Here is a 20,207-nt window from a genome sequence, read left to right on the forward strand (position 1 = left end):
CCGTCACGTACCCCTGACGCGACGCCGAGCTGCGGTTACGCTGGCGATCCTGCCTCCTACCACCTCCTGGAGCGCCCGTGGCCTGCGACCTATGGTTGGTCCCCCTGGTCGATGTGCTGTGTCACAGCCCGGAAAACCCGTTCGCGGAAGAGATCGGCGCGTACAACAAGGCACTTGGTGAGGCGGGCCTGCCGCCGGTGCCGATCCACGGCTACATGCCCGGACTGTCGGGGGACGTCGCCCCGGTCGCCGGGTTCGACTACGCGGCCCTGCACTTCCTGCGCCGCGCCCACATGCTGATGCTGTGCGGGCTTGAGGTGACGCCGGTCGGTGAACTCGGCGGAGACTACGAGCAGTTGCTGGAGATGTTCGAGTCCGCGGCGCAGCAGTCGCACCTGGTCTGGCACTACGACCACGCGGGCGCGTACGTACCGCTGGACTTTCCCGCACCGGTGGTGAACGACGAACTCCTCGCGGGCGGTGGGCCGTTGGGGTCCAGCCATGGGCTGCTGCGCGAACTGGAGTCGGTGGCACCGGCGATCGGCGTCGACCCGGCCAACCCGCCGCTGGCGCCGGCCCCACCGGAGCGGCCGACGGCGCTCGACGAACCGGCCGCACAGATCCCGTACGAGGACCATCCGTTCGCCCGGGAGCGGCACGTCTGGCTGGGGCTGCACGCGGCGGCGACCCGCAGCCTGGCCCAGGGCTCGATGATCATGTTCAGCTGAGCGGCGGTGCGGTCCGGGGGCCTGCGAGGAGAACCCTTACCTCCCAGGACCCTCCGGTGGGCGCTGCCGGGGCATGTTGGGGCGGTTTCCGGGCGGCAGCGGAAACCGCCCGAGCTGCTGCCCGCCCTCGCCGCGCCGCCAGGACACCAGGGCCTGGGTGCGCAGCGGCGCGGTTCCTGCGCCGAACTCCACCATCCACTCGGCGGTCTCGCCACGCACCAGCTCCGAGACGTCCTCGCTGAACCCGCGCAGCACCGCCAGGCACCGCTCGGCGGCCTCGCTCGCGGTGCCCTCCGTGGGGCCGAGCACCTCGCGTACGCTCTCCGACGCCCAGTCGAACCGCAGCTTCTCCAGTCGCCGTTGCACCGCCTGCGCGGTCGCCACGTCGCGCATCCACCCAGAGGTCAGGCCGAACCACCGGTCGACGCCCACGCAGACCGCGGCGGCCAGCAGCCCCAGGTAGCCCCAGGCCGCCAGGTCGCTCGCGGTGTGCGTCAACTGCACCAGCGGCAGCGCCAGTCCGGTGGCCACCCCGAGCACCGTGGCGATCCGCAGCGCGCGGGCCCAGCGGCGCTTCCACACCCGGTCCGCCAGGTACCAGTCGGCGGTGCGCAGCGCGCTGTCCTCAGCCCAGCGGTACAGCTCGCCGAGGCGGCGCGCCGGGTCGCCCCAGTCACCGAGCGGGAACGGGACGCCGCGCAGATCCCCCTGCGGTGGACCGCCGCGCCGGGGAGTGCCGTCCACCCGCCCCACGGGCGGCCGACCGGACGGTGCCGCGTCGCCACCCGCCCGGCCCAGCGGCCACAGGCCGCGCCCCGGGCCGTTCCCCTCCTGAGGGGTCCCCTCGGGGTGCTTGTCCGGTTGGCTCACCCGTAGAACTCCCTCGCACTCGCGTCGTCCCGCCGAAATCCCCTTCTTACCGCCGAACGGCTGACCACGGGGGCACGATCGACGGAATTCCGCCCGAAAGTGCCGTGTGGTCGGGTATATGCGCCTCGACGTGTTACCCGAAAGAGTGAAGCGGGGAGAAAGGGCGGCTGGGTGGGGGAAGACCCCCGCAACTAGGCTGACCCCGTGAAGGTCCTCGTAATCGGCGGTGGCGCCCGCGAACACGCCCTGTGCCGCGCCCTCTCCCTCGACCCCGACGTCACCTCCCTGCACTGCGCGCCCGGCAACGCCGGAATCGCCGAGCTCGCCGAACAGCACCCGGTGGACGTGCTCGACGGCGGGGCCGTCGCAGACCTCGCCGCCCGGCTCGCCGCCGACCTGGTCGTGGTGGGCCCGGAGGCCCCGCTGGTGGCCGGCGTCGCCGACGCGGTGCGCGCCCGCGGCATCCCGTGCTTCGGACCGTCCCGCGAGGCGGCCCGCTTGGAGGGCTCCAAGGCATTCGCGAAGGACGTGATGGCCGCCGCGGGGGTGCCCACCGCCCGTTCCTACGTGTGCACCACGCGGGAGGAGATCGACAGGGCGCTCGATGCCTTCGGCGCGCCGTACGTCGTCAAGGACGACGGGCTCGCCGCGGGCAAGGGCGTGGTGGTCACCGAGGACCCGGCGACCGCCAGGGAGCACGCGCTGGCCTGCGACCGCGTGGTCATCGAGGAGTTCCTGGACGGCCCCGAGGTCTCGCTGTTCGCGATCACCGACGGCACCACCGTGTTGCCGCTGCAGCCCGCGCAGGACTTCAAGCGGGCGTACGACGCGGACCAGGGCCCGAACACCGGTGGCATGGGCGCGTACTCGCCGCTGCCGTGGGCCGACGCGAAGCTGGTGGACGAGGTCATGTCGACCGTGCTCCAGCCCACGGTGGACGAACTGCGCCGGCGCGGCACGCCGTTCGCCGGTCTGCTGTACGCGGGCCTGGCGATCACCTCGCGCGGGGTGCGGGTCATCGAGTTCAACGCCCGCTTCGGCGACCCGGAGACCCAGGTCGTGCTCGCCCGGCTGAAGACCCCGCTGGCGAGTGTGCTGCTGAACGCGGCGACCGGTCGGCTGGACGAGGAGCCGCCGCTGCGGTGGAGCGACGGCGCGGCGGTGACCGTCGTGATCGCCTCGCACAACTACCCCGCCACCCCCCGCACCGGTGACCCCATCGAGGGGCTTGAGGCGGTGCCGTCCAACGACCCTCATACGTATGTACTGCATGCGGGTACGAAGTGTGATGCAGAGGGACGCGTGGTGAGCGCGGGCGGCCGGGTACTGTCCGTGACCGCGACGGGTACGGATTTGGCCAAAGCTCGGGAGCGTGCGTACGCCGGTGTCGACCTGATCCACCTGGACGGATCACACCACCGGAGGGACATCGCCAAGGCGGCGGCGGAGGGCTGAAACGGAGCCTCCTGCTCCGGAGCGCCACCATCGGGTGAGCCCTTGCCCATCCGGCTGACGCGGCCCCCGCTCGCAACTAGGGTGCCCCGCATGCGGACTCCAGCCGTGCCCTTAAGGCAACTGGCCGCACCGCATTGCGATGTCAGTGGGCAGTGCCACAGTGGGGGGATGAAGCAACGCCGTCGGCGTCTCGTTCTCAGCGGGGCCTTCTCAGCTAGGGGGTGAACAGCTCGGTGGCCGGTGAAGACGCAGCACGCACCCGCGCCCTCGCGGTGCTCCGCATCCGCAGCACCGCGCTGGCGGTCGCCCTGCTGCCCGCCGCCTTCGCGGTGGTGCTGCTGGTCGCCGGTGCCACCGGCCGGATCGGCGGCGGGGGCTGGGACGCGCTGCGCTGGGCCGTACTGGGCGGCGCGCTTGCGGTGCTGGTGCTGGCGGGCGGAGTGGCCGCGGTGATCGTACGGGCCAGGCCCGCCGTCAGCCCGACCGTCCCGGTGGCCGAGTCCTCCGCGCCCGAGCTGTACCGGATGGTGCGTGACCTGGCCGGACGCCTCCAGGTACCGGCGCCGTCGGCGATAGCGCTCACCCCGGACTGCGACAGCTGGCTGGAGGACCGCAGCCACCAGCGGCACCGCACGGGCCGTGCCGGCCGTCGGCTGGCGCGCCGGGCGCCGCAGGCCCCGGTGCTGGTCATCGGCTCGCCGTTCATGTGGTGGATGCGGGTGGCCGAGCTACGCGCGCTGCTCGCCCCGGTCGTCGCGGGCACCGGCCCGTCCGCCGACCCGGACATAGCCGCCGCCCGGCGCTTCGTACGCGGGCTGGACGCCGCCGTTGCGGTGTCGGCGCAGGGTGCCGCCGTGCCGGGCGGGCGCGGCGGGCTGACCCGGATGGTCCGGCGCCCGGCGCTGGCGTTCATCGGCTGGGTGGCCCGGCTGCTGCTGCGCGGCTGCCGGGCGCACATCGCCGAGATGGAGCGCGCGGTCGCGGCGGCGGCCTCGGAGCGCGCGCAGGCGGTGGACTACGGGCTGCGGATCGTCGCCCAGGAGCAGGTCGGCCTGGCGTACGCCGGGTGGGACCGGCTGCTCACCCGGGTGGCGCTGCCCGCCTGGCGAATGGGCCGCTGGCCGTCCCGGCTGGACGCGGGCGTGGTCTCGGCGCTCACCGAGCTGTCCCGCCGGGACCGGCTGGCCGAGGGCTTCGAGAGCAGACTCGGTGAACGTCCCGCCTGCGACCTGCTGGAAGAGCCCGGCACGATCGACGAGGCGGCCTCCCTGCTCGCCGCCCGCCTCTTCCACGGCGTCCCGTCGCGCCCCGCCATCGGCTGGTCCCCGGTCGCCTGGGAGGCGTACCCCGAAGAGGTGGTCGACCGCATATGGCGCAGCGACGCCGCGCGGCTGCACCGGGTGCTGGACGAGCTGTCGCCGCCCGCCGGAGTGCCGGACGGCGCCGGGATCGGCGAGGGGCACGGCCCTGCCAAGGCGACCCTCGCCCGTGTGCTGGACCGGCTCTCGCAGGGCGGCAGCGAGGAACTCGCGGCCCGGATCAGCGTGTTGCAGGCGCGCGAGGAACGTGAACAGGCGCAGGCCGAAACGCTGGTGGGGCCCACCGTGCCGACCGCCGCCGTGGGCCCGGAGGGCGACCCGGCCACCCCCGTCTACCAGTTGCTTCCGCCGCGCACCGGCCGTGAGCTGCTCACCGACCACGTCACCGCGATGGTGTGCTGCGCCGCCGTGGACACCGCAGGCGCCGCCCCCGGGCTCGACTGGCTGGACGGTCCGGCGCTGCTGGTCGGCGGCACACCTCGGTCTGACCTGTCCTGGCCGGTGCTGCGGCTGGTGGAGAACGGGGACGCCGCGCCACTGCGGTCCTGGCTGAACGCGGTCGGGGTCCGCCTGGAGAAGCCGGTGCGGCTTGTCTGATTCGACGGCTGGTGGCTCCACCGACGGCCCGCTAGCGGCCGCCACACTGCCCGGCTCACCTCACATCGGTCTCATCGGTCACATCTCGGCAGACAGCACAGATGACCGGAAATGGACCCTTCACCGCGAATCTGTTCCGATAATTAGCCACTAAGGGTGATGGACGGACCGCATTGTGTGATGTGCTGGGGCAAACAGCAGGCGCACCGCCAGCAGGACAAGGCGGGGAGGGGATTTTCGTGGGGACGGACCAGATCCGGCGCTGGGACTCCGGGGCCCTCGCGCACGCCGTGACCGACCCCTTCGGCCAGGGGCCACTGCCCTGGCTGCGCGGCCGGGAGTACTACCTGGACGGATCGGGGCAACTGCTGCCCTGGTACGTGGAGTTGGCCGCCATCGACGCGATGGACGCCCTCGACGGCGAACGCGTTCCCGAGCAGCGCTCGATGCGCAGGCATGTGTCGGGACCGCGCAACGCCGATGACGTGCGCCTGCAGATCAAGGGCTTCGCCTCGTCCGGCTCCGTCGTGCCCGGCGGGAGCGTCGACTTCCACATCACCGTCGATCCGCCGCAGCAGTTCAGCGTCGACGTCTACCGGATCGGGCACTACGGCGGTGACGGCGCCGCCCACATCACCACCAGCCCCCGGCTGTCCGGCATCGTCCAGCCGCCGCCGCTGGCCGCGGGGCGCACCGTCTCCTGCCACCACTGGTGGCTGTCCTGGCGGTTGCAGGTCCCCTCGTACTGGAACACCGGCGCCTATGTCGCGGTGCTCACCACCGCCGACGGCTACCGCAGCCACGTCCCGTTCACCGTTCGAGACTCCCGGCCCGCCGATCTGCTGCTGGTGCTGCCAGACATCACCTGGCAGGCGTACAACCTCTATCCCGAGGACGGCCGCACCGGCGCCAGCCTCTACCACGCGTGGGACCAGGAGGGCCGACTGCTCGGCGAGGAGGCGGCCGCGGTGACCGTCTCCTTCGACCGCCCCTACGCGGGTGCCGGCCTGCCGCTGCACGTGGGCCACGCCTACGACTTCATCCGCTGGGCCGAACGTTACGGCTACGACCTCGCGTACGCCGACACCCGCGATCTGCACGCCGGACGCATCGACCCCGGCCGCTACCGGGGCATGGTCTTCCCCGGTCACGACGAGTACTGGTCGGTGTCCATGCGCCGGGCCGTCGAGCGGGCCCGGGACCAGGGCACCTCGCTGGTGTTCCTGTCCGCCAACACCATGTACTGGCAGATCGAGTTGGGGCCTTCTCCCGCGTCCGCCCCCGACCGGCTGCTCACCTGCCGCAAGCGGCGCCGCGACCCCGGTGATCCGCGTTGGCGCACCGCGCTGTGGCGGGACATGGGCGAGCCGGAACAGCAACTGCTCGGGGTGCAGTACGCGGGCCGGGTACCCGAACCGTCGCCGCTGGTGGTGCGCAACGCCGACCATTGGCTGTGGCAGGCGACCGGCGCCGACGAGGGTGACGAACTGCCCGGCCTGGTCGCGGGCGAGGCGGACCGTTACTTCCCACGTACCGCGCTGCCGGAGTACACCGACCGGATCCTGCTCGCACACTCCCCGTACGAGGACACCCAGGGGGCGCGGGTGCACCAGGAGACCTCGCTGTACCGGGCGCCCAGCGGCGCGTATGTCTTCGCCTCCGGCACCTTCGCCTGGTCGCCGGCGCTGGACCGGCCCGGCCATGTCGACCCCCGGGTGCAGCGGGCCACCGCCAACCTGCTGGACCGCATCTGCAAGCGGGACTGAACCGGGGTTGGAAAGGGTGACCGACCCCGGGCCGCGCGGCCGGACGGCGGGTACGGGAGAATCAGGGCACTTGGACCAACCCACGTGGAGGAACCGTGTCCGGATTCGTCGAGAAGCCCGAGCCCGAGCAGGTACCGGGCCTGGTGCATCTGCACACCGGCAAGGTCCGTGACCTCTACCAGGACGCCGAGGGGCGGCTGGTGATGGTCGCCAGCGACCGCATGTCGGCGTACGACTGGGTGCTTCCGACGGCCATCCCGGACAAGGGGCGGATCCTCACCCAGCTGTCCCTGTGGTGGTTCGAGCAGCTCGCCGACGTGGTCGCCAACCATGTGATCTCCACCGACCTGCCCGAGGGGGCGCCCGCCGACTGGGCGGGCCGCACGATGGTCTGCAAGTCCCTGCGCATGGTCCCGGTCGAATGTGTGGCCCGCGGCTACCTGACCGGATCCGGCCTCAAGGAGTACGAGCGCGACCGTACCGTCTGCGGACTGGCGCTGCCCGAGGGGCTGGTCGACGGATCCGAGCTGCCCGCGCCGATCTTCACCCCGGCGACGAAGGCGGCGGTCGGTGAGCACGACGAGAACGTCTCCTACGAGGAGGTCGCCCGCCAGGTGGGCGCCGAGACCGCGGCGCTGCTGCGGCAGACGACGCTCGCGGTGTACGGGCGGGCTCGTGACATCGCCCGGGAGCGGGGGATCATCCTCGCGGACACGAAGTTCGAATTCGGCTACGAGGGCGGGGAGTTGGTGCTGGCGGACGAGGTGCTGACGCCGGACTCCTCGCGGTTCTGGCCGGCGGACGGCTGGCAGCCGGGGCGCGCGCAGCCGTCGTTCGACAAGCAGTACGTGCGGGACTGGTTGACGTCGGACGCCTCCGGCTGGGACCGGTCGGCGGACGCTCCTCCTCCGGCGCTGCCGGAGGAGGTCGTCGAGCGGACCCGGGCGAAGTATGTGGAGGCGTACGAGCGGCTCACGGGTACGCCCTGGGCGTAGGGGGCCTCTCCCGTCGGCCCTCACCCGGCGTTGCGCACGGTTGGTTGTGGGTCGGGGCGCCCCGCGAAGAACTATGTGAGCCCCGACGGAGCCGACTCCGTGCCGAAGCGGACGCCCCGTGCCTCCTTGCCGAAGGCGCTGAGAGCGATGACGACCGCCAGCGTCGGGAAGATCGTCACCATCAGGGCCGTCGGATAGCTGTACTGCTTCGCCAGCGCCTCCTGAATCGGCAGGTTCAGCGCGGCGATGAGATTGCCGAGCTGATACGTGACGCCGGGATAGAAGCCCCGAATCGCGTCCGGGCTCAGCTCGTTGAGGTGCGCCGGAATCACACCCCAGGCCCCCTGCACACACAACTGCATCAGGAACGCGCTGACCGCCAGCCACCCGGCGGTGGTCGACAGGGCGAAGGCCGGAACCACCAGCAGCCCGGCCGCAGCGGCGATCGTGATCACCCGGCGGCGGCCGAGCCGCTCCGAGTACGCGCCCAGCAGCGGGCCGCCGATCATCGCGCCGGTGTTGTAGATGATGGCGATCACGATCGCGGTGTCCGCGGACATCCCCAGGCCCTTCTTGATGAAGGTCGGGTAGACGTCCTGGGTGCCGTGCGACATCCAGTTGAACGCGGTCATGAGCGCGACGAGGTAGACGAACCGCCGCAGCACGGTCGGGTTGCGGAACACCTCACGGGCCGGAGTGGCGTTCAGCCGTACCGTGCGCTCCCAGACCTCGCTCTCCTCGACCCTGGTCCGTACGAACAGCGCCACCAGCGCCGGGACCAGACTGAACGCGAACAGGCCGCGCCAGCCGAAGGCCGGTTCGATGAAGAGGAACGCGACGGCGGCCAGCAGATAGCCGAAGGAGTAGCCGCCCTGGAGCATCCCGGACCAGAAGCCGCGCTTCTCGGCCGGGATCTTCTCCATCGCCAGCGCGGCGCCGAGACCCCATTCGCCGCCCATGCCGATGCCGTACAGCAGCCGCAGCACCAGCAGCACCGTGTAGTTCGGGGCGAAGGCGCAGGCGAAGCCGACGACGGAGTAGAACAGCACGTCGACCATGAGCGGTACGCGGCGCCCGCGCCGGTCGGCCCACAGTCCGAAGACGAGCGCGCCGACCGGCCGCATGATCAGCGTCGCGGTGGTCAGGAACGCCATGTCGGTCAGCGAGACCTTGAACTCGTCGGCGATCTCGCTGTAGACGAGGACCACGAGGAAGTAGTCGAAGGCGTCCATCGCCCAGCCCAGATAGGCCGCGACGAACGCGTTGCGCTGGTCCTTGGTCAGGCCGCGCGCTTGCTCCCGTACCGTACTCAGCATTCTGCGGAAACTATGCCCAGGTCAGGCCCATGTCAACGTTCTGATCATGGCCCACGCCGAAGCGGAATACACGAAGGCCCCGGTTGGTCAGCCAACCGGGGCCTTCGCTTACTGGAGCGGACGACGAGGCTCGAACTCGCGACCTCAACCTTGGCAAGGTTGCGCTCTACCAACTGAGCTACGTCCGCGTGCGCTGCTGAGCACCATCATAGCCAACCCTGGGACCGCGCGATGCGCACCGCCGCATGGCGGTTCTCCGCGGAGAGCTTCGCCGCCGCCGACGAGAGGTAGTTACGGACGGTTCCGGGCGACAGCGCGGCGCGCTCGGCGATCTCCGCGATCGGCGCGCCGTTCGCCGCCAGCTCCAGCAGCTGGGTCTCCCTGGCGGTCAGCGGGGAGTCGCCCGCGCTGATCGCGTCGGCCGCCAACTCCGGGTCCACATAGCGGCCTCCGGCGTGCACGGTACGGATGATCTCGGCGAGCCGCTGCGCGGAGACGGTCTTCGGTACGAAACCGCGTACCCCCGCGGACAGCGCGCGCTTGAGGTGGCCGGGGCGGCCGTGCCCGGTGACGATCATGGTTCGGCAGTCGGGGAGTTCGGAGCGCAGCGATGTGGCCACTGTCACACCGTCCGCGCCCGGCATCTCCAGGTCCAGTACGGCGACGTCCGGCCGGTGTGCCCGGGCCATCGCCAACGCCTCCGGCCCCGAGGCCGCCTCCGCCACCACCCGAAGATCCTCCTCGAACGACAGCAGCGCGGCCAGCGCGCCCCGGATGAGGTGTTCGTCGTCGGCCAGCAGCACCCGCACCGGCGCCGTGTCCCCGGCTGGTTGGTCCTGCGCCTTCATCCCGCTCCCCCTGCCGTGACCGCTCGGTACGACCGCGGTTCGTCCGGCGCGGTCGCCCTCGGCACCTCGGCGGTCAGCTGGAACACCCCGCCCGTCCGGCGCTCGGCGGTCAGTGTGCCGTCCACCGCGGTGAGCCGCTCGCGTAGTCCGTCGATGCCGTTTCCCTTGCCCGTCGGCCGGTCGTCCACCCCGTCGTTCTCCATCGTCAGCACCGCCGCGCCGTCCGGACACGCCCGCAGCCGTATCGCGCAGCGCCGCGCGTCGCCGTGCCGCAGCACGTTGGTGGTGCCCTCGCGGACCACCCAGGCCAGCACCGACTGCGCCCGCTCGGGCAGCGCCGACGCGTCGTCGCCGTGCACCCGGCAGTCCACCCCGGCGGCGCGCAGCACCGACAGGGCGCCCGCCAGTTCGGTGTCGAGGTCGGCGGTTCGGTAGCCGCGCACCACGTCGCGTACCTCGCCCTGCGACTCCCGGGCGATGCGCTGCACCTCGATCATCTGCTCCACCGCCTCCGGCCGCTCCCGGCGGGCGAGTTGGACCGCCAGCTCGCTCTTGAGCGCGATGACCGAGAGGTTGCGGCCGAGCACATCGTGCAGGTCCCGCCCGAACCGCAGCCGCTCCTCGGCCACCGCGAGCCGCGCCTGCACGTCACGGGCCTGCTCCAACTCGCGCAGCACCGACAGGATCCAGCCGCACCCTCTGGAGGAGAAGCCGAACGACGCACTGCCGACCGCGCCCATGAACAGGCTGCCGGCCAGGGGCGCCACTCCCCGTCCGGTGACCCCGACCACGACCGACACCGTCACCACTGCCAGGGCGGAGACCCACACGGTGCGCCGGATCGGCATCAGCAGCGAGAACGGACCGGTGAGCAGGGCCATGCTGAACATCACGGCCTCCACCACCACCCAGGAGGCCAGCACTCCGGCCGCGTGCGACACCGCCACACACGACAGCACCGCCGCGGACACCGCCGCCAACCCGATCGTCAGCCTTCGGCCCGGAGCCTCGCGTAGCTTCAGGTAGTGGTCGAGCGCCTGGCTGTTCAAGGCGATGGCCAAGGCGCCCTGGCAGAGCAGCAGTAGCATCGACAGCGGGGTGAGCAGCAGCGCGCACGGGTGCCGGCGGAAGGTGGCCAGGCCCGGGAGGAGTACCGACATCCCACCGAGCGTGAACAGCCCGAACGTCACGTACATCGAACAGCGGCTGTACAGCTCCACCCGCCCGGCACCGCTCCGCTTCCCCCAACCCAACACCGGACCTACCCCTCAACGCCTCGGCTCCCAGCGGAACCACCGTCGCACAGACCACCCCGCGAGACCGAGCCAGACCCCCGCGGTCAGCACGTCCCGCACCACCCGCATCGCGCCGGCGCCCCCCAGGAAGCCCGCCCGGAAGAGGTCCACGACCGGGGTCATAGGCAACAGACGGCAGACGTCGGCCAGTTGGTGCGGCATGATCTCCAGCGGTACGAACAGCCCGGAACCGGCGAGCGAGACCAACCACAACGGCATCGTCGTCAGCTGGGCGACCTCCGCGCTACGGGTGACGATGGTCGTCGCGGCGGCGCAGGCCACCATCAGCGGTATGCCCAACACCACGCCGAGCAGCAGCACTTCGGGCCGCCGGGGTGCGGACAGGTCGAGCATCGCGGTTCCCGCGACGACCAGCACTGCGCACTGCGCCAGCGCCACGACCACCGAGGGCAGCGCGGTACCGGCCAGGATCTCCAGGTCCGTCGGCTCTCCGGTGCGCAGCCGCTTGAGCACCAGCTCATCGCGCCGGGTGACGTACGCGGGCACCAGGTTCGCGTAGACGGCGAAGGCAAGGATCATGCCGATCCCGCCGGTCACCGACACCCCCGTGGCGGTCATGCCGACCCTGCCGACGTTCACCTTGGCGGTGGTGGCGTGCATCGCGTAGATCATGACCAGCGGCATGGCCAGGGCCGTGAACGCCGCCGACCGGTTGCGCCACAGCAAGGTCGCCTCGGCCCGGCCCAGCGCCGCCATCCGCGTCATCGTGGTGGTGCTCATGCCGCCAGCTCCCCCCTCTCGCCCGCGGCGATGTCCAGGAACGCCTCTTCGAGCGAGGCGGACCGGGCGTCCAGGCCGACGAGTTCGACCTGCTTGTCCCTTGCCCACAGCAGGAGTTCGGTCAGCGCCGCCTGCAGCCGCTCGGTGCGGACCTCCACCCTGCGGCCGGTCGCCGCAGCGGGTACGGACAGCGGCAGCTCGGCCGGTGAGACGCCGGGCGGCAGCTCGAACCGGATGCGGGCCGGGCGCGCCGCGGTCACTTCGGCCGGGGTGCCGGAGGCCACGATCCGGCCCCGGTGCATGATCGCCAGCCGGTCGGCCAGCGCCTCCGCCTCGTCCAGGTAGTGGGTGGTCAGGACGATGGTGGTGCCCTGGTCACGCAGCCGCCGCACCAACTCCCAGGTCTCCCGGCGCACTTCGGCGTCCAGGCCGGTGGTCGGCTCGTCCAGGAACAGCAGTTCCGGGTTGCCGAGCAGGGCCAACGCCAGGTCCAGTCGGCGCCGTTCGCCGCCCGAGAGCAGCTTGACCCGCACCTGGTGGCGCGCGGTGAGGCCGACCATGTCCAGCGCCTCGGCCACCGGCCGCGCGCCGGTCGTGCACCCGGCCCACATGCGGGCCGTCTCCAGGACAGTCAGGTCGGACGGGAACCCGCCCTCCTGCAACATGACACCGATCCGCGGCCGGACGGCGGCGCGATCCCGGTACGGGTCGTGGCCGAGTACCCGGACCTGGCCGCCGGAGGGTGCGGCCAGCCCCTCTAGCAGTTCGACGGTCGAGGTCTTGCCCGCCCCGTTGGTGCCCAGCAGGGCGAACAGCTCGCCCCGGGCGACGGTGAAGGAGATGCCGCGGACGGCTTCGAAGCCGGTGGGGGTGGCGGTGCCGATGGGGCGTTTGGTGCCGTTGGCGGTTGTGGCGCTCTTGGTGGTCCTGGACCGGAACGAACCGTAGCGGCGGCGCAGTGCGGTGACCTCGATCACCTGCCGGTCAGTGTCGGTGTGCATGACATCAGCGTTCCGCCGCGGCGGGGCGTTGGACGGTGCGCGGTGTCATCAGTGCTGATGACATTTGTCATCGGAGTAACGCAAAAAGAAAAGGACCCGCCTCTTACGAGGTGGATCCCTTTCGCTGGAGCGGACGACGAGGCTCGAACTCGCGACCTCAACCTTGGCAAGGTTGCGCTCTACCAACTGAGCTACGTCCGCAGGTTGCCTCCGAGCGGCTTTCACCGCCCGGCGCGCTGACCACTCTACCTGATCGAATCGACCGGTAGGGCCGTCGGAGCGGGTGACAGGAATCGCACACTGCGCCTCCCCTTTGGAAAAGGGGCGCTCTACTACTGAGCTACACCCGCGCGGTTCGGTGGTTCGGCCTTTCGGCCTCGCCCCCGGCGCGCTTCAGACTTTAGCTGATCACCGGGGGCTGCTGTCCAATCGAGCCCTCAACTGCCGGGCAGATGGCTGCATATGGAGGCTTAAGTCCGATTCGACCCGGCGCCGTGGGCGCCAGGTCGCAGTCGCCCACCTCTGTCCGTCTGGGGGCTCGGGGCCGCCCAGGGTCTCCGGACAGGCTCGGGGGGCTTGCCCCCTCGCCCCAAGAAATCCGCGATGGCGAACAGCCTGGACGGCGCGGTCTCGGCGGTACCGAACCCACCGCAACCCCCGGCCGGGGACGGGAGGCCGCCCCCGGCTTCCGGCCGCAGGGGATCGAACCGTCACCGCGCGGCGTCGAACGCCTCGTACACCTTCTTGGGGATCCGCCCTCGCGGCGGCACGTCGAACCCGTGGGACCGCGCCCAGGCCCGCACCGCCGCCGGGTCCGGCGCGACCGACGTCCGCTTGTACGTCTTGCCCGACCGGCTGCGGCGGCGCCCCGCCTGCAGGTAAGGCATCAGCGCGTCGCGGAGCTTGTCCGCATTCGCGGCGGAGAGGTCGATCTCGTAAGACTTGCCGTCAAGGCCGAACGCGACCGTTTCCTCTGCTTCGCCGCCGTCGATGTCGTCGGAGAGGGAGACCACCACGCGCTGCGCCATGGATATCGGTCCTTTCGTGCGGCAACGGCTGCACGGGTACGTACCAGGTACCCATGTCGTCCGCCCTGACGTGCGGAGATGTGCCGTAGCCGACTGGTCGGGGTCAATGCGTTTTGATTTGCGCAAGGGACGGTATTACGAGCGGAAGCTGTGGCATATTTCCCTGCCTCATCGCGCCGCAATCGGGACCATACGGTTTTCCTTGCGCTTTCCACAGAGGTTACCCCGGTCGATGCATAACCGTGATGGGGTGACGGGGATATCTATGCGCGTAGATTTTTCGGCCGGGTACGCTGAGAGCACTTCGGAGGTCGTCACAGTCGCCACCTTCGAGGTCACCTCACGCACCACACCACCGGGAGTGCACGTGGCACGCGTCGTAGTCGACGTCATGCTCAAGCCCGAGATCCTCGACCCCCAGGGACAGGCGGTGCAGCGCGCACTTCCTCGCCTGGGCTTCGAAGGCATCTCGGACGTTCGCCAGGGCAAGCGATTCGAACTCGAAGTCGAGGGGCCGATCGATGACGACGCCCTCGCCCGTATCCACAAGATCGCCGAGAGTTTCCTCGCCAACACCGTGATCGAGGACTTCACCGTCAGGGTCGACTCGTGACCGCCCACCCGTCGCCCACCACCCCCAAAGGCGGCCCTTCGGGCCTCGGTAACTCCAGGATCGGAGTTGTCACCTTTCCCGGTTCGCTCGACGACCGGGACGCGCTGCGCGCGGTGAAGCTCGCCGGGGCCGAGCCGGTCTCGCTGTGGCACCGGGACAAGGACCTCCAGCAGGTCGACGCGGTCGTACTGCCGGGCGGTTTCTCCTACGGGGACTATCTGCGCTGCGGCGCCATCGCCCGGTTCTCGCCGATCATGGAGATGATCATCGAGGGCGCAAAGCAGGGTCTGCCGGTCCTGGGCATCTGCAACGGATTCCAGATCCTGTGCGAATCCCATCTGCTGCCCGGCGCGTTGACCCGCAACGACCATCTGCACTTCATCTGCCGCGACCAGAAGCTGCGGATCGAGAACGCCTCGACCGCCTGGACCGCGGACTACGAGCAGGGCCAGGAGATCACCGTCCCGCTGAAGAACGGCGAGGGCGGCTATGTCGCCGATGAGCGCACCCTGGACATGCTGGAGGCCGAAGGCCGGGTCGTCGCCCGTTACCTGGAGCTGAACCCCAACGGTTCGCGCCGCGACATCGCCGGCATCACCAACGAGGCCGGAAACGTCGTCGGCCTGATGCCGCACCCCGAGCACGCCGTGGAGCCGCTGACCGGCCCGACGACCGAGGGCCTCGGGTTCTTCACCTCGATCCTCAAGCGGTTGGTGAACACGTGACCGAGCGCAGCGAGGGCACCAAAGGACGCAGCATGACCCTCGACACCGTCAAGAACGCCGAACAGACCCCCGACACCGCCCTGCCGTGGGCCGAACTCGGCCTCAAGCCCGACGAGTACGAGCGGATCACCGGCATCCTCGGCCGCCGTCCGACCGGCGCCGAGCTGGCCATGTACTCGGTCATGTGGTCCGAGCACTGCTCGTACAAGAGCAGCAAGGTCCATCTGCGGCAGTTCGGCGAGAAGGCCCCGGAGAGCTCGGCGATGCTGGTCGGCATCGGCGAGAACGCCGGCGTGGTCGACGTGGGCCAGGGCTACGCGGTCACCTTCAAGGTCGAGTCGCACAACCACCCCTCGTACATCGAGCCCTACCAGGGCGCGGCCACCGGCGTCGGCGGCATCGTGCGCGACATCCTGGCGATGGGCGCCCGCCCGGTCGCGGTGATGGACCCGCTGCGGTTCGGTGACCCGAAGGAGGCCGACACCAAGCGCGTCGCGCACGGTGTGGTCGCGGGCATCGGCGGCTACGGCAACTGCCTTGGCCTGCCCAACATCGGCGGCGAGGTGGTCTTCGACTCCTGCTACCAGGGAAACCCGCTGGTCAACGCGCTGTGCGTGGGCGTGATGAAGCACGAGGACATCCACCTCGCCAAGGCCTCCGGGCCGGGCAACAAGGTGATCCTGTACGGCGCCCGCACCGGCGGCGACGGCATCGGCGGTGTCTCGGTGCTCGCCTCGGAGACGTTCGAGTCGACCGGACCGACCAAGCGGCCCGCGGTCCAGGTCGGTGACCCGTTCCAGGAGAAGCTGCTCATCGAGTGCACCCTGGAGATCTTCCGGGAGAAGCTGGTGGTCGGCATCCAGGACCTCGGCGGTGCCGGACTGTCCTGCGCCACCAGTGAGTTGGCGTCGGCCGGTACCGGCGGCATGCGCATCGAGCTGGACACGGTGCCGCTGCGCGACGCCACGCTCAGCCCCGAGGAGATCCTGATGAGCGAGTCCCAGGAGCGGATGTGCGCGGTCGTCGAGCCGCGCAACGTCGACCGCTTCCTGGAGATCTGCGAGAAGTGGGATGTCATCGCCACCGTCATCGGTGAGGTCACCGACGGCGACCGGCTGGAGATCTACTGGCACGGCGAGCAGATCGTCGACGTGCCGCCGCGCACCGTCGCCCACGAGGGACCGGTGTACGAGCGGCCGTACGCCCGGCCGCAGTGGCAGGACGCGCTCCAGGCCGACGACGCCAACAGGCTGCCGCGCCCGGCCACCGGCGACGAACTGCGCGACGCCCTCCTGCAGTTGGTGGCCAGCCCCAACCAGGCGTCGAAGTCCTGGATCACCGCTCAGTACGACAAGTACGTACTCGGCAACACGGTGCTGGCGCAGCCGGAGGACTCCGGCATGGTCCGCATCGACGAGGAGACCAACCTCGGCGTGGCGGTGGCCACCGACGGCAACGGGCGGTACGCCAAGCTCGACCCGTACGCGGGAGCGCAGCTCGCGCTGGCCGAGGCGTACCGGAACGTCGCGGCTACCGGCGCCAGGCCGCTGGCCGTCTCCGACTGCCTCAACTTCGGCTCGCCCGAGGACCCGGCCGTGATGTGGCAGTTCGCCGAGGCGACGCGTGGTCTCGCCGACGCCTGCCAGGTGCTGGGCACTCCGGTGACCGGCGGAAACGTCTCGCTGTACAACCAGACCGGCGAGACCGCCATCCACCCGACGCCGGTGGTCGCGGTGCTCGGCGTGATCGATGACGTCACCCGCCGCACTCCGATGGGGTTCGCGGAGGAGGGGCAGCTGATCTACCTGCTGGGGGAGACCCGGGAGGAGTTCGGTGGTTCCGCCTGGTCGCAGGTCGCGCACGGTCACCTCGGCGGGCTGCCGCCCAAGGTCGACCTGGAGCGGGAGAAGCTGCTCGCCGAGATCCTGATCTCCGGATCCCGGGACGGCATGATCGACGCGGCGCACGACCTGTCCGACGGCGGACTGGCGCAGGCGCTGGTGGAGTCCTGCCTCAAGGGCCGCAACGGCGCCCGGATCGTGATCCCGGAGGGGGCGGACGCGTTCGTCACGCTGTTCTCCGAGTCCGCCGGGCGGGCGGTCGTCTCCGTACCGCGCAGCGAGGAGTTGCGGTTCACCGACATGTGCCGGGCGCGCGGCCTGGCGGCCACGCGCATCGGCGTGGTCGACGGCGACGCTCTCGACGTGCAGGGCCAGTTCACCGTCCCGCTGTCCGCGCTCCGTGAGGCGCACGAGGGCACCATCCCCGCGCTGCTGGGCTGAGCCCTCCGGGATCGCGGACGGCGTGACCCCATCGGTCCACGCCGTCCGCGTCGCCTGCCGTTTCCCTCCGGCCGCCGCGACGGCGGGTGACTCCCGCGGCGGAGCCCGCCGGAGCCCGGCGGTGTCCGAACCCTCCGCACCCGCCGGGGCCGCCCGGCCCTGGAAAGGACATGTCGCCCCCCGCCGCAGGTGGATACGCTGCGGCCATGCCGTCTCGTAGCCGTAAGAGCCGTTCCTACGACCCCGAGAAGACCCGCCGCGCACTGGTGGCGCAGGCCGGGGCCGTGGCGGAGGCGGTGCGGGGGCTGGCCCCCGAGGCGTTCCAGCGGCGGACCAGGGTCGGTGGCTGGACGGTGCGGGAACTCGTCGCGCACCTCGCCCGGCAGGTGGAGGTGATGCCCCGGGTACTGGCCGCCGAGGCCCCCGCCGCCGCGGACCTCACGCTCACCCGCTGGGCCCGCTCGACCGCGAGCCTGGCCGACCGGCTGGACGCGGACACCCGCGAGGCGGCGGACGAATCCCCGGACGTGGCGGACCGGTTGGCCCGCGCCGTGGCGGCCCTGGAAGCCGCTGTGGCCGGTCCGCTACCGGACCGGCTGGTCCGCATCACCCTGGGCTCGCTGACCGCCGCCGACTTCGCGGTGACCCGGCTGGTCGAACTCGTCGTGCACACCGACGACCTGGCCGACGCCACCGGCCTCGACATCCCCGTCGACCGCCAGGCACTGGCCGCCACCACCCGGCTGCTCGCCGACGCGCTCGCCGAGGCCGCGCCTGGCAACTCCGTCGAGCTCCGGGTTCCGCCGTTCGCCGCCGTGCAGTGCGTCACAGGGCCGCGGCACACCCGCGGCACCCCGCCGAACGTGGTGGAGACCGATCCGCTGACCTGGATCCGGATGGCCACCGGCCGTCTCACCTGGGCGGAGGCGCTGGATTCCGCGCGCCTGTCGGCCAGCGGGGAGCGGGCCGATCTCTCCGGGTACCTGCCGGTACTGGGGTGACCTGGCGTTCCGCGCAGGTCACCCTGTGGGTTTCGATCGATCCCCGGTTCGGACCATCGGGGGGCCTGCCCTAGACTCGGTCTCGTGCCACGTGGTGACGGACGACTCAACCACGATCTCCTTCCCGGCGAGAAGGGCCCCCAGGACGCTTGCGGCGTCTTCGGCGTCTGGGCCCCGGGTGAAGAGGTCGCCAAGCTCACCTATTTCGGGCTGTACGCCCTGCAGCACCGCGGACAGGAGTCCGCGGGCATCGCAGTGAGCAACGGCTCCCAGATCCTGGTCTTCAAGGACATGGGCCTGGTGTCCCAGGTCTTCGACGAGACCTCCCTCGGCTCCCTCAAGGGCCACATCGCCGTCGGTCACGCGCGCTACTCGACCACCGGTGCCTCGGTGTGGGAGAACGCCCAGCCGACCTTCCGGGCGACCGCCCACGGCTCGATCGCCCTGGGCCACAACGGCAACCTGGTCAACACGGCCGAGTTGGCCGAGCTGGTCGCCAAGCTCCCGCAGGGCGACGGCCGGGCCACCAACGTCGCGGCCACCAACGACACCGACCTGGTCACCGCGCTGCTCGCCGGGCAGACCGACGACGACGGCAAGCCGCTGGCCGTGGAGGACGCCGCGCAGCGCGTACTGCCGCAGGTCAAGGGCGCGTTCTGCCTGGTCTTCATGGACGAGCACACGCTCTACGCGGCGCGTGACCCGCAGGGCATCCGTCCGCTGGTGCTCGGCCGCCTGGAGCGTGGCTGGGTCGTCGCGTCGGAGACCGCCGCGCTGGACATCGTGGGCGCCACGTTCATCCGCGAGGTGGAGCCGGGCGAGCTGATCGCCGTCGACGAGAACGGGCTGCGCTCCTCCCGGTTCGCCGAGGCCAGGCCGAAGGGCTGCGTCTTCGAGTACGTCTACCTGGCGCGCCCGGACACCGACATCGCGGGCCGCAACGTCTACCTCTCGCGCGTCGAGATGGGCCGCAGACTGGCCAAGGAGGCGCCGGTCGACGCCGACCTGGTGATAGCGACGCCGGAGTCCGGTACCCCGGCCGCCGTCGGCTACGCCGAGGAGAGCGGCATTCCGTACGGCTCCGGCCTGGTGAAGAACTCCTATGTGGGCCGTACCTTCATCCAGCCCTCGCAGACCATCCGCCAGCTGGGGATCCGGCTCAAGCTGAACCCGCTCAAGGAGGTTATCCGGGGCAAGCGCCTGGTGGTGGTGGACGACTCGATCGTCCGCGGCAACACCCAGCGCGCGCTGGTCCGGATGCTGCGCGAGGCCGGTGCGGCCGAGGTGCACGTACGCATCTCCTCGCCGCCGGTGAAGTGGCCCTGCTTCTTCGGCATCGACTTCGCCACCCGCGCCGAGCTGATCGCCAACGGCATGTCAGTCGAGGAGATCGGCAAGTCGCTGGGCGCCGACTCGCTGGCCTACATCTCCATCGACGCCATGGTCGAGGCGACCACGATCGCCAAGCCCAACCTGTGCCGCGCCTGCTTCGACGGCGAGTACCCGATGGAGCTGCCCGACCCGGAGCTGCTGGGCAAGCAGCTGCTGGAGACCGAGCTGGCGGGCGGCCCGGACGCGGCCAACGCGCTCCGCCGCCCGTAGGGCTCGTATCCCCTCAACGAAAGAT

Annotated in this window: 17 protein-coding genes and 3 tRNA genes; 10 read left to right on the forward strand and 10 right to left on the reverse strand. The window is 71.0% G+C overall.

The features are described from left to right. Window positions 1-77: 77 nt before the first annotated feature. Window positions 78-728, forward strand: coding sequence for a hypothetical protein (locus P3G67_RS20000; protein WP_269858655.1), 651 nt, complete (start codon window positions 78-80; stop codon window positions 726-728). A gap of 36 nt (window positions 729-764) precedes the next feature. Here the strand turns inward: P3G67_RS20000 and P3G67_RS20005 are convergent, their stop codons facing one another. Next, window positions 765-1,598, reverse strand: coding sequence for an SLATT domain-containing protein (locus P3G67_RS20005; protein ID WP_269858656.1), 834 nt, complete (start codon window positions 1,596-1,598; stop codon window positions 765-767). 204 nt (window positions 1,599-1,802) lie between these two features. On the opposite strand from P3G67_RS20005, the gene purD reads away from it, so the two are divergent. The 4 genes from purD to P3G67_RS20025 all read left to right on the forward strand — a co-directional run bounded on the left by purD (window position 1,803) and on the right by P3G67_RS20025 (window position 7,730). Then, on the forward strand, window positions 1,803-3,053 hold the full coding sequence (gene purD / locus P3G67_RS20010; RefSeq protein ID WP_276094659.1) for a phosphoribosylamine--glycine ligase: 1,251 nt from the start codon (window positions 1,803-1,805) through the stop codon (window positions 3,051-3,053). A 233-nt stretch (window positions 3,054-3,286) separates the two neighbouring features. Continuing rightward, window positions 3,287-4,969, forward strand: coding sequence for a hypothetical protein (locus P3G67_RS20015; RefSeq protein WP_276094660.1), 1,683 nt, complete (start codon window positions 3,287-3,289; stop codon window positions 4,967-4,969). A 239-nt stretch (window positions 4,970-5,208) separates the two neighbouring features. Then, window positions 5,209-6,735, forward strand: a complete 1,527-nt coding sequence (locus P3G67_RS20020) for a N,N-dimethylformamidase beta subunit family domain-containing protein (protein WP_276094661.1) — start codon at window positions 5,209-5,211, stop codon at window positions 6,733-6,735. Between the two features lie 95 nt (window positions 6,736-6,830). Continuing rightward, window positions 6,831-7,730: a phosphoribosylaminoimidazolesuccinocarboxamide synthase gene (locus P3G67_RS20025; RefSeq protein ID WP_276094662.1), complete on the forward strand. Its 900-nt coding sequence runs from the start codon at window positions 6,831-6,833 to the stop codon at window positions 7,728-7,730. Window positions 7,731-7,801: 71 nt separating this feature from the next. On the opposite strand, the gene P3G67_RS20030 is transcribed toward P3G67_RS20025, so the two are convergent. The 9 genes from P3G67_RS20030 to P3G67_RS20070 all read right to left on the reverse strand — a co-directional run bounded on the left by P3G67_RS20030 (window position 7,802) and on the right by P3G67_RS20070 (window position 13,959). Then, entirely contained in the window at window positions 7,802-9,046 is a 1,245-nt protein-coding gene (locus tag P3G67_RS20030) for an MFS transporter (protein WP_276094663.1), read from the reverse strand. Window positions 9,047-9,158: 112 nt separating this feature from the next. Then, window positions 9,159-9,234, reverse strand: a tRNA-Gly gene (locus tag P3G67_RS20035). 18 nt (window positions 9,235-9,252) lie between these two features. Continuing rightward, entirely contained in the window at window positions 9,253-9,894 is a 642-nt protein-coding gene (locus tag P3G67_RS20040) for a response regulator transcription factor (protein ID WP_276094664.1), read from the reverse strand. Continuing rightward, the gene (locus tag P3G67_RS20045) at window positions 9,891-11,114 is read right to left on the reverse strand and encodes a sensor histidine kinase (RefSeq protein ID WP_276094665.1); all 1,224 of its coding nucleotides are present in this window, start codon (window positions 11,112-11,114) and stop codon (window positions 9,891-9,893) included. The genes P3G67_RS20040 and P3G67_RS20045 overlap by 4 nt, the downstream gene beginning before the upstream one ends. A gap of 48 nt (window positions 11,115-11,162) precedes the next feature. Then, entirely contained in the window at window positions 11,163-11,930 is a 768-nt protein-coding gene (locus P3G67_RS20050; RefSeq protein ID WP_276094666.1) for an ABC transporter permease, read from the reverse strand. Beyond that, window positions 11,927-12,931 (reverse strand): ABC transporter ATP-binding protein, encoded by a 1,005-nt coding sequence (locus tag P3G67_RS20055; protein ID WP_276094667.1) that lies wholly within the window; start codon window positions 12,929-12,931, stop codon window positions 11,927-11,929. The genes P3G67_RS20050 and P3G67_RS20055 overlap by 4 nt, the downstream gene beginning before the upstream one ends. A 125-nt stretch (window positions 12,932-13,056) precedes the next feature. Continuing rightward, window positions 13,057-13,132: transfer RNA gene (locus P3G67_RS20060), tRNA-Gly, on the reverse strand. 77 nt (window positions 13,133-13,209) lie between these two features. Beyond that, window positions 13,210-13,281, reverse strand: a tRNA-Gly gene (locus P3G67_RS20065). A gap of 360 nt (window positions 13,282-13,641) precedes the next feature. Continuing rightward, on the reverse strand, window positions 13,642-13,959 hold the full coding sequence (locus P3G67_RS20070) for a histone-like nucleoid-structuring protein Lsr2 (RefSeq protein ID WP_269858666.1): 318 nt from the start codon (window positions 13,957-13,959) through the stop codon (window positions 13,642-13,644). Between the two features lie 367 nt (window positions 13,960-14,326). Between P3G67_RS20070 and purS the strand changes: the two genes are divergently transcribed. From purS to purF, 5 genes are all read left to right on the forward strand, one after another. After that, window positions 14,327-14,572 (forward strand): phosphoribosylformylglycinamidine synthase subunit PurS, encoded by a 246-nt coding sequence (purS, locus tag P3G67_RS20075; RefSeq protein ID WP_269858667.1) that lies wholly within the window; start codon window positions 14,327-14,329, stop codon window positions 14,570-14,572. Then, window positions 14,569-15,297: a phosphoribosylformylglycinamidine synthase subunit PurQ gene (purQ, locus tag P3G67_RS20080; RefSeq protein ID WP_276094668.1), complete on the forward strand. Its 729-nt coding sequence runs from the start codon at window positions 14,569-14,571 to the stop codon at window positions 15,295-15,297. The genes purS and purQ overlap by 4 nt, the downstream gene beginning before the upstream one ends. Window positions 15,298-15,329: 32 nt before the next feature. Continuing rightward, window positions 15,330-17,579, forward strand: a complete 2,250-nt coding sequence (gene purL, locus P3G67_RS20085) for a phosphoribosylformylglycinamidine synthase subunit PurL (protein ID WP_276094669.1) — start codon at window positions 15,330-15,332, stop codon at window positions 17,577-17,579. A gap of 206 nt (window positions 17,580-17,785) precedes the next feature. Further along, window positions 17,786-18,580, forward strand: a complete 795-nt coding sequence (locus P3G67_RS20090; RefSeq protein ID WP_276094670.1) for a maleylpyruvate isomerase family mycothiol-dependent enzyme — start codon at window positions 17,786-17,788, stop codon at window positions 18,578-18,580. An 84-nt stretch (window positions 18,581-18,664) separates the two neighbouring features. Then, complete coding sequence (gene purF / locus P3G67_RS20095) at window positions 18,665-20,182, forward strand: amidophosphoribosyltransferase (RefSeq protein ID WP_276094671.1); 1,518 nt, start codon at window positions 18,665-18,667, stop codon at window positions 20,180-20,182. The last annotated feature ends 25 nt before the right edge of the window (window positions 20,183-20,207 follow it).

Origin of the sequence: Streptomyces silvisoli (assembly GCF_029269905.1) — a bacterium.
Classification (GTDB): domain Bacteria; phylum Actinomycetota; class Actinomycetes; order Streptomycetales; family Streptomycetaceae; genus Streptantibioticus_A; species Streptantibioticus_A silvisoli_A.

What these genes read in the sequence shown, in the direction of transcription:
- P3G67_RS20030 (WP_276094663.1), bottom strand. Translation starts at nt 9,046, where the DNA reads ATGCTGAGTACGGTACGGGAGCAAGCGCGCGGCCTGACCAAGGACCAG.
- P3G67_RS20040 (WP_276094664.1), bottom strand. Translation starts at nt 9,894, where the DNA reads ATGAAGGCGCAGGACCAACCAGCCGGGGACACGGCGCCGGTGCGGGTG.
- P3G67_RS20050 (WP_276094666.1), bottom strand. Translation starts at nt 11,930, where the DNA reads ATGAGCACCACCACGATGACGCGGATGGCGGCGCTGGGCCGGGCCGAG.
- P3G67_RS20055 (WP_276094667.1), bottom strand. Translation starts at nt 12,931, where the DNA reads ATGCACACCGACACTGACCGGCAGGTGATCGAGGTCACCGCACTGCGC.
- P3G67_RS20070 (WP_269858666.1), bottom strand. Translation starts at nt 13,959, where the DNA reads ATGGCGCAGCGCGTGGTGGTCTCCCTCTCCGACGACATCGACGGCGGC.
- purL (WP_276094669.1), top strand. Translation starts at nt 15,330, where the DNA reads ATGACCCTCGACACCGTCAAGAACGCCGAACAGACCCCCGACACCGCC.
- P3G67_RS20090 (WP_276094670.1), top strand. Translation starts at nt 17,786, where the DNA reads ATGCCGTCTCGTAGCCGTAAGAGCCGTTCCTACGACCCCGAGAAGACC.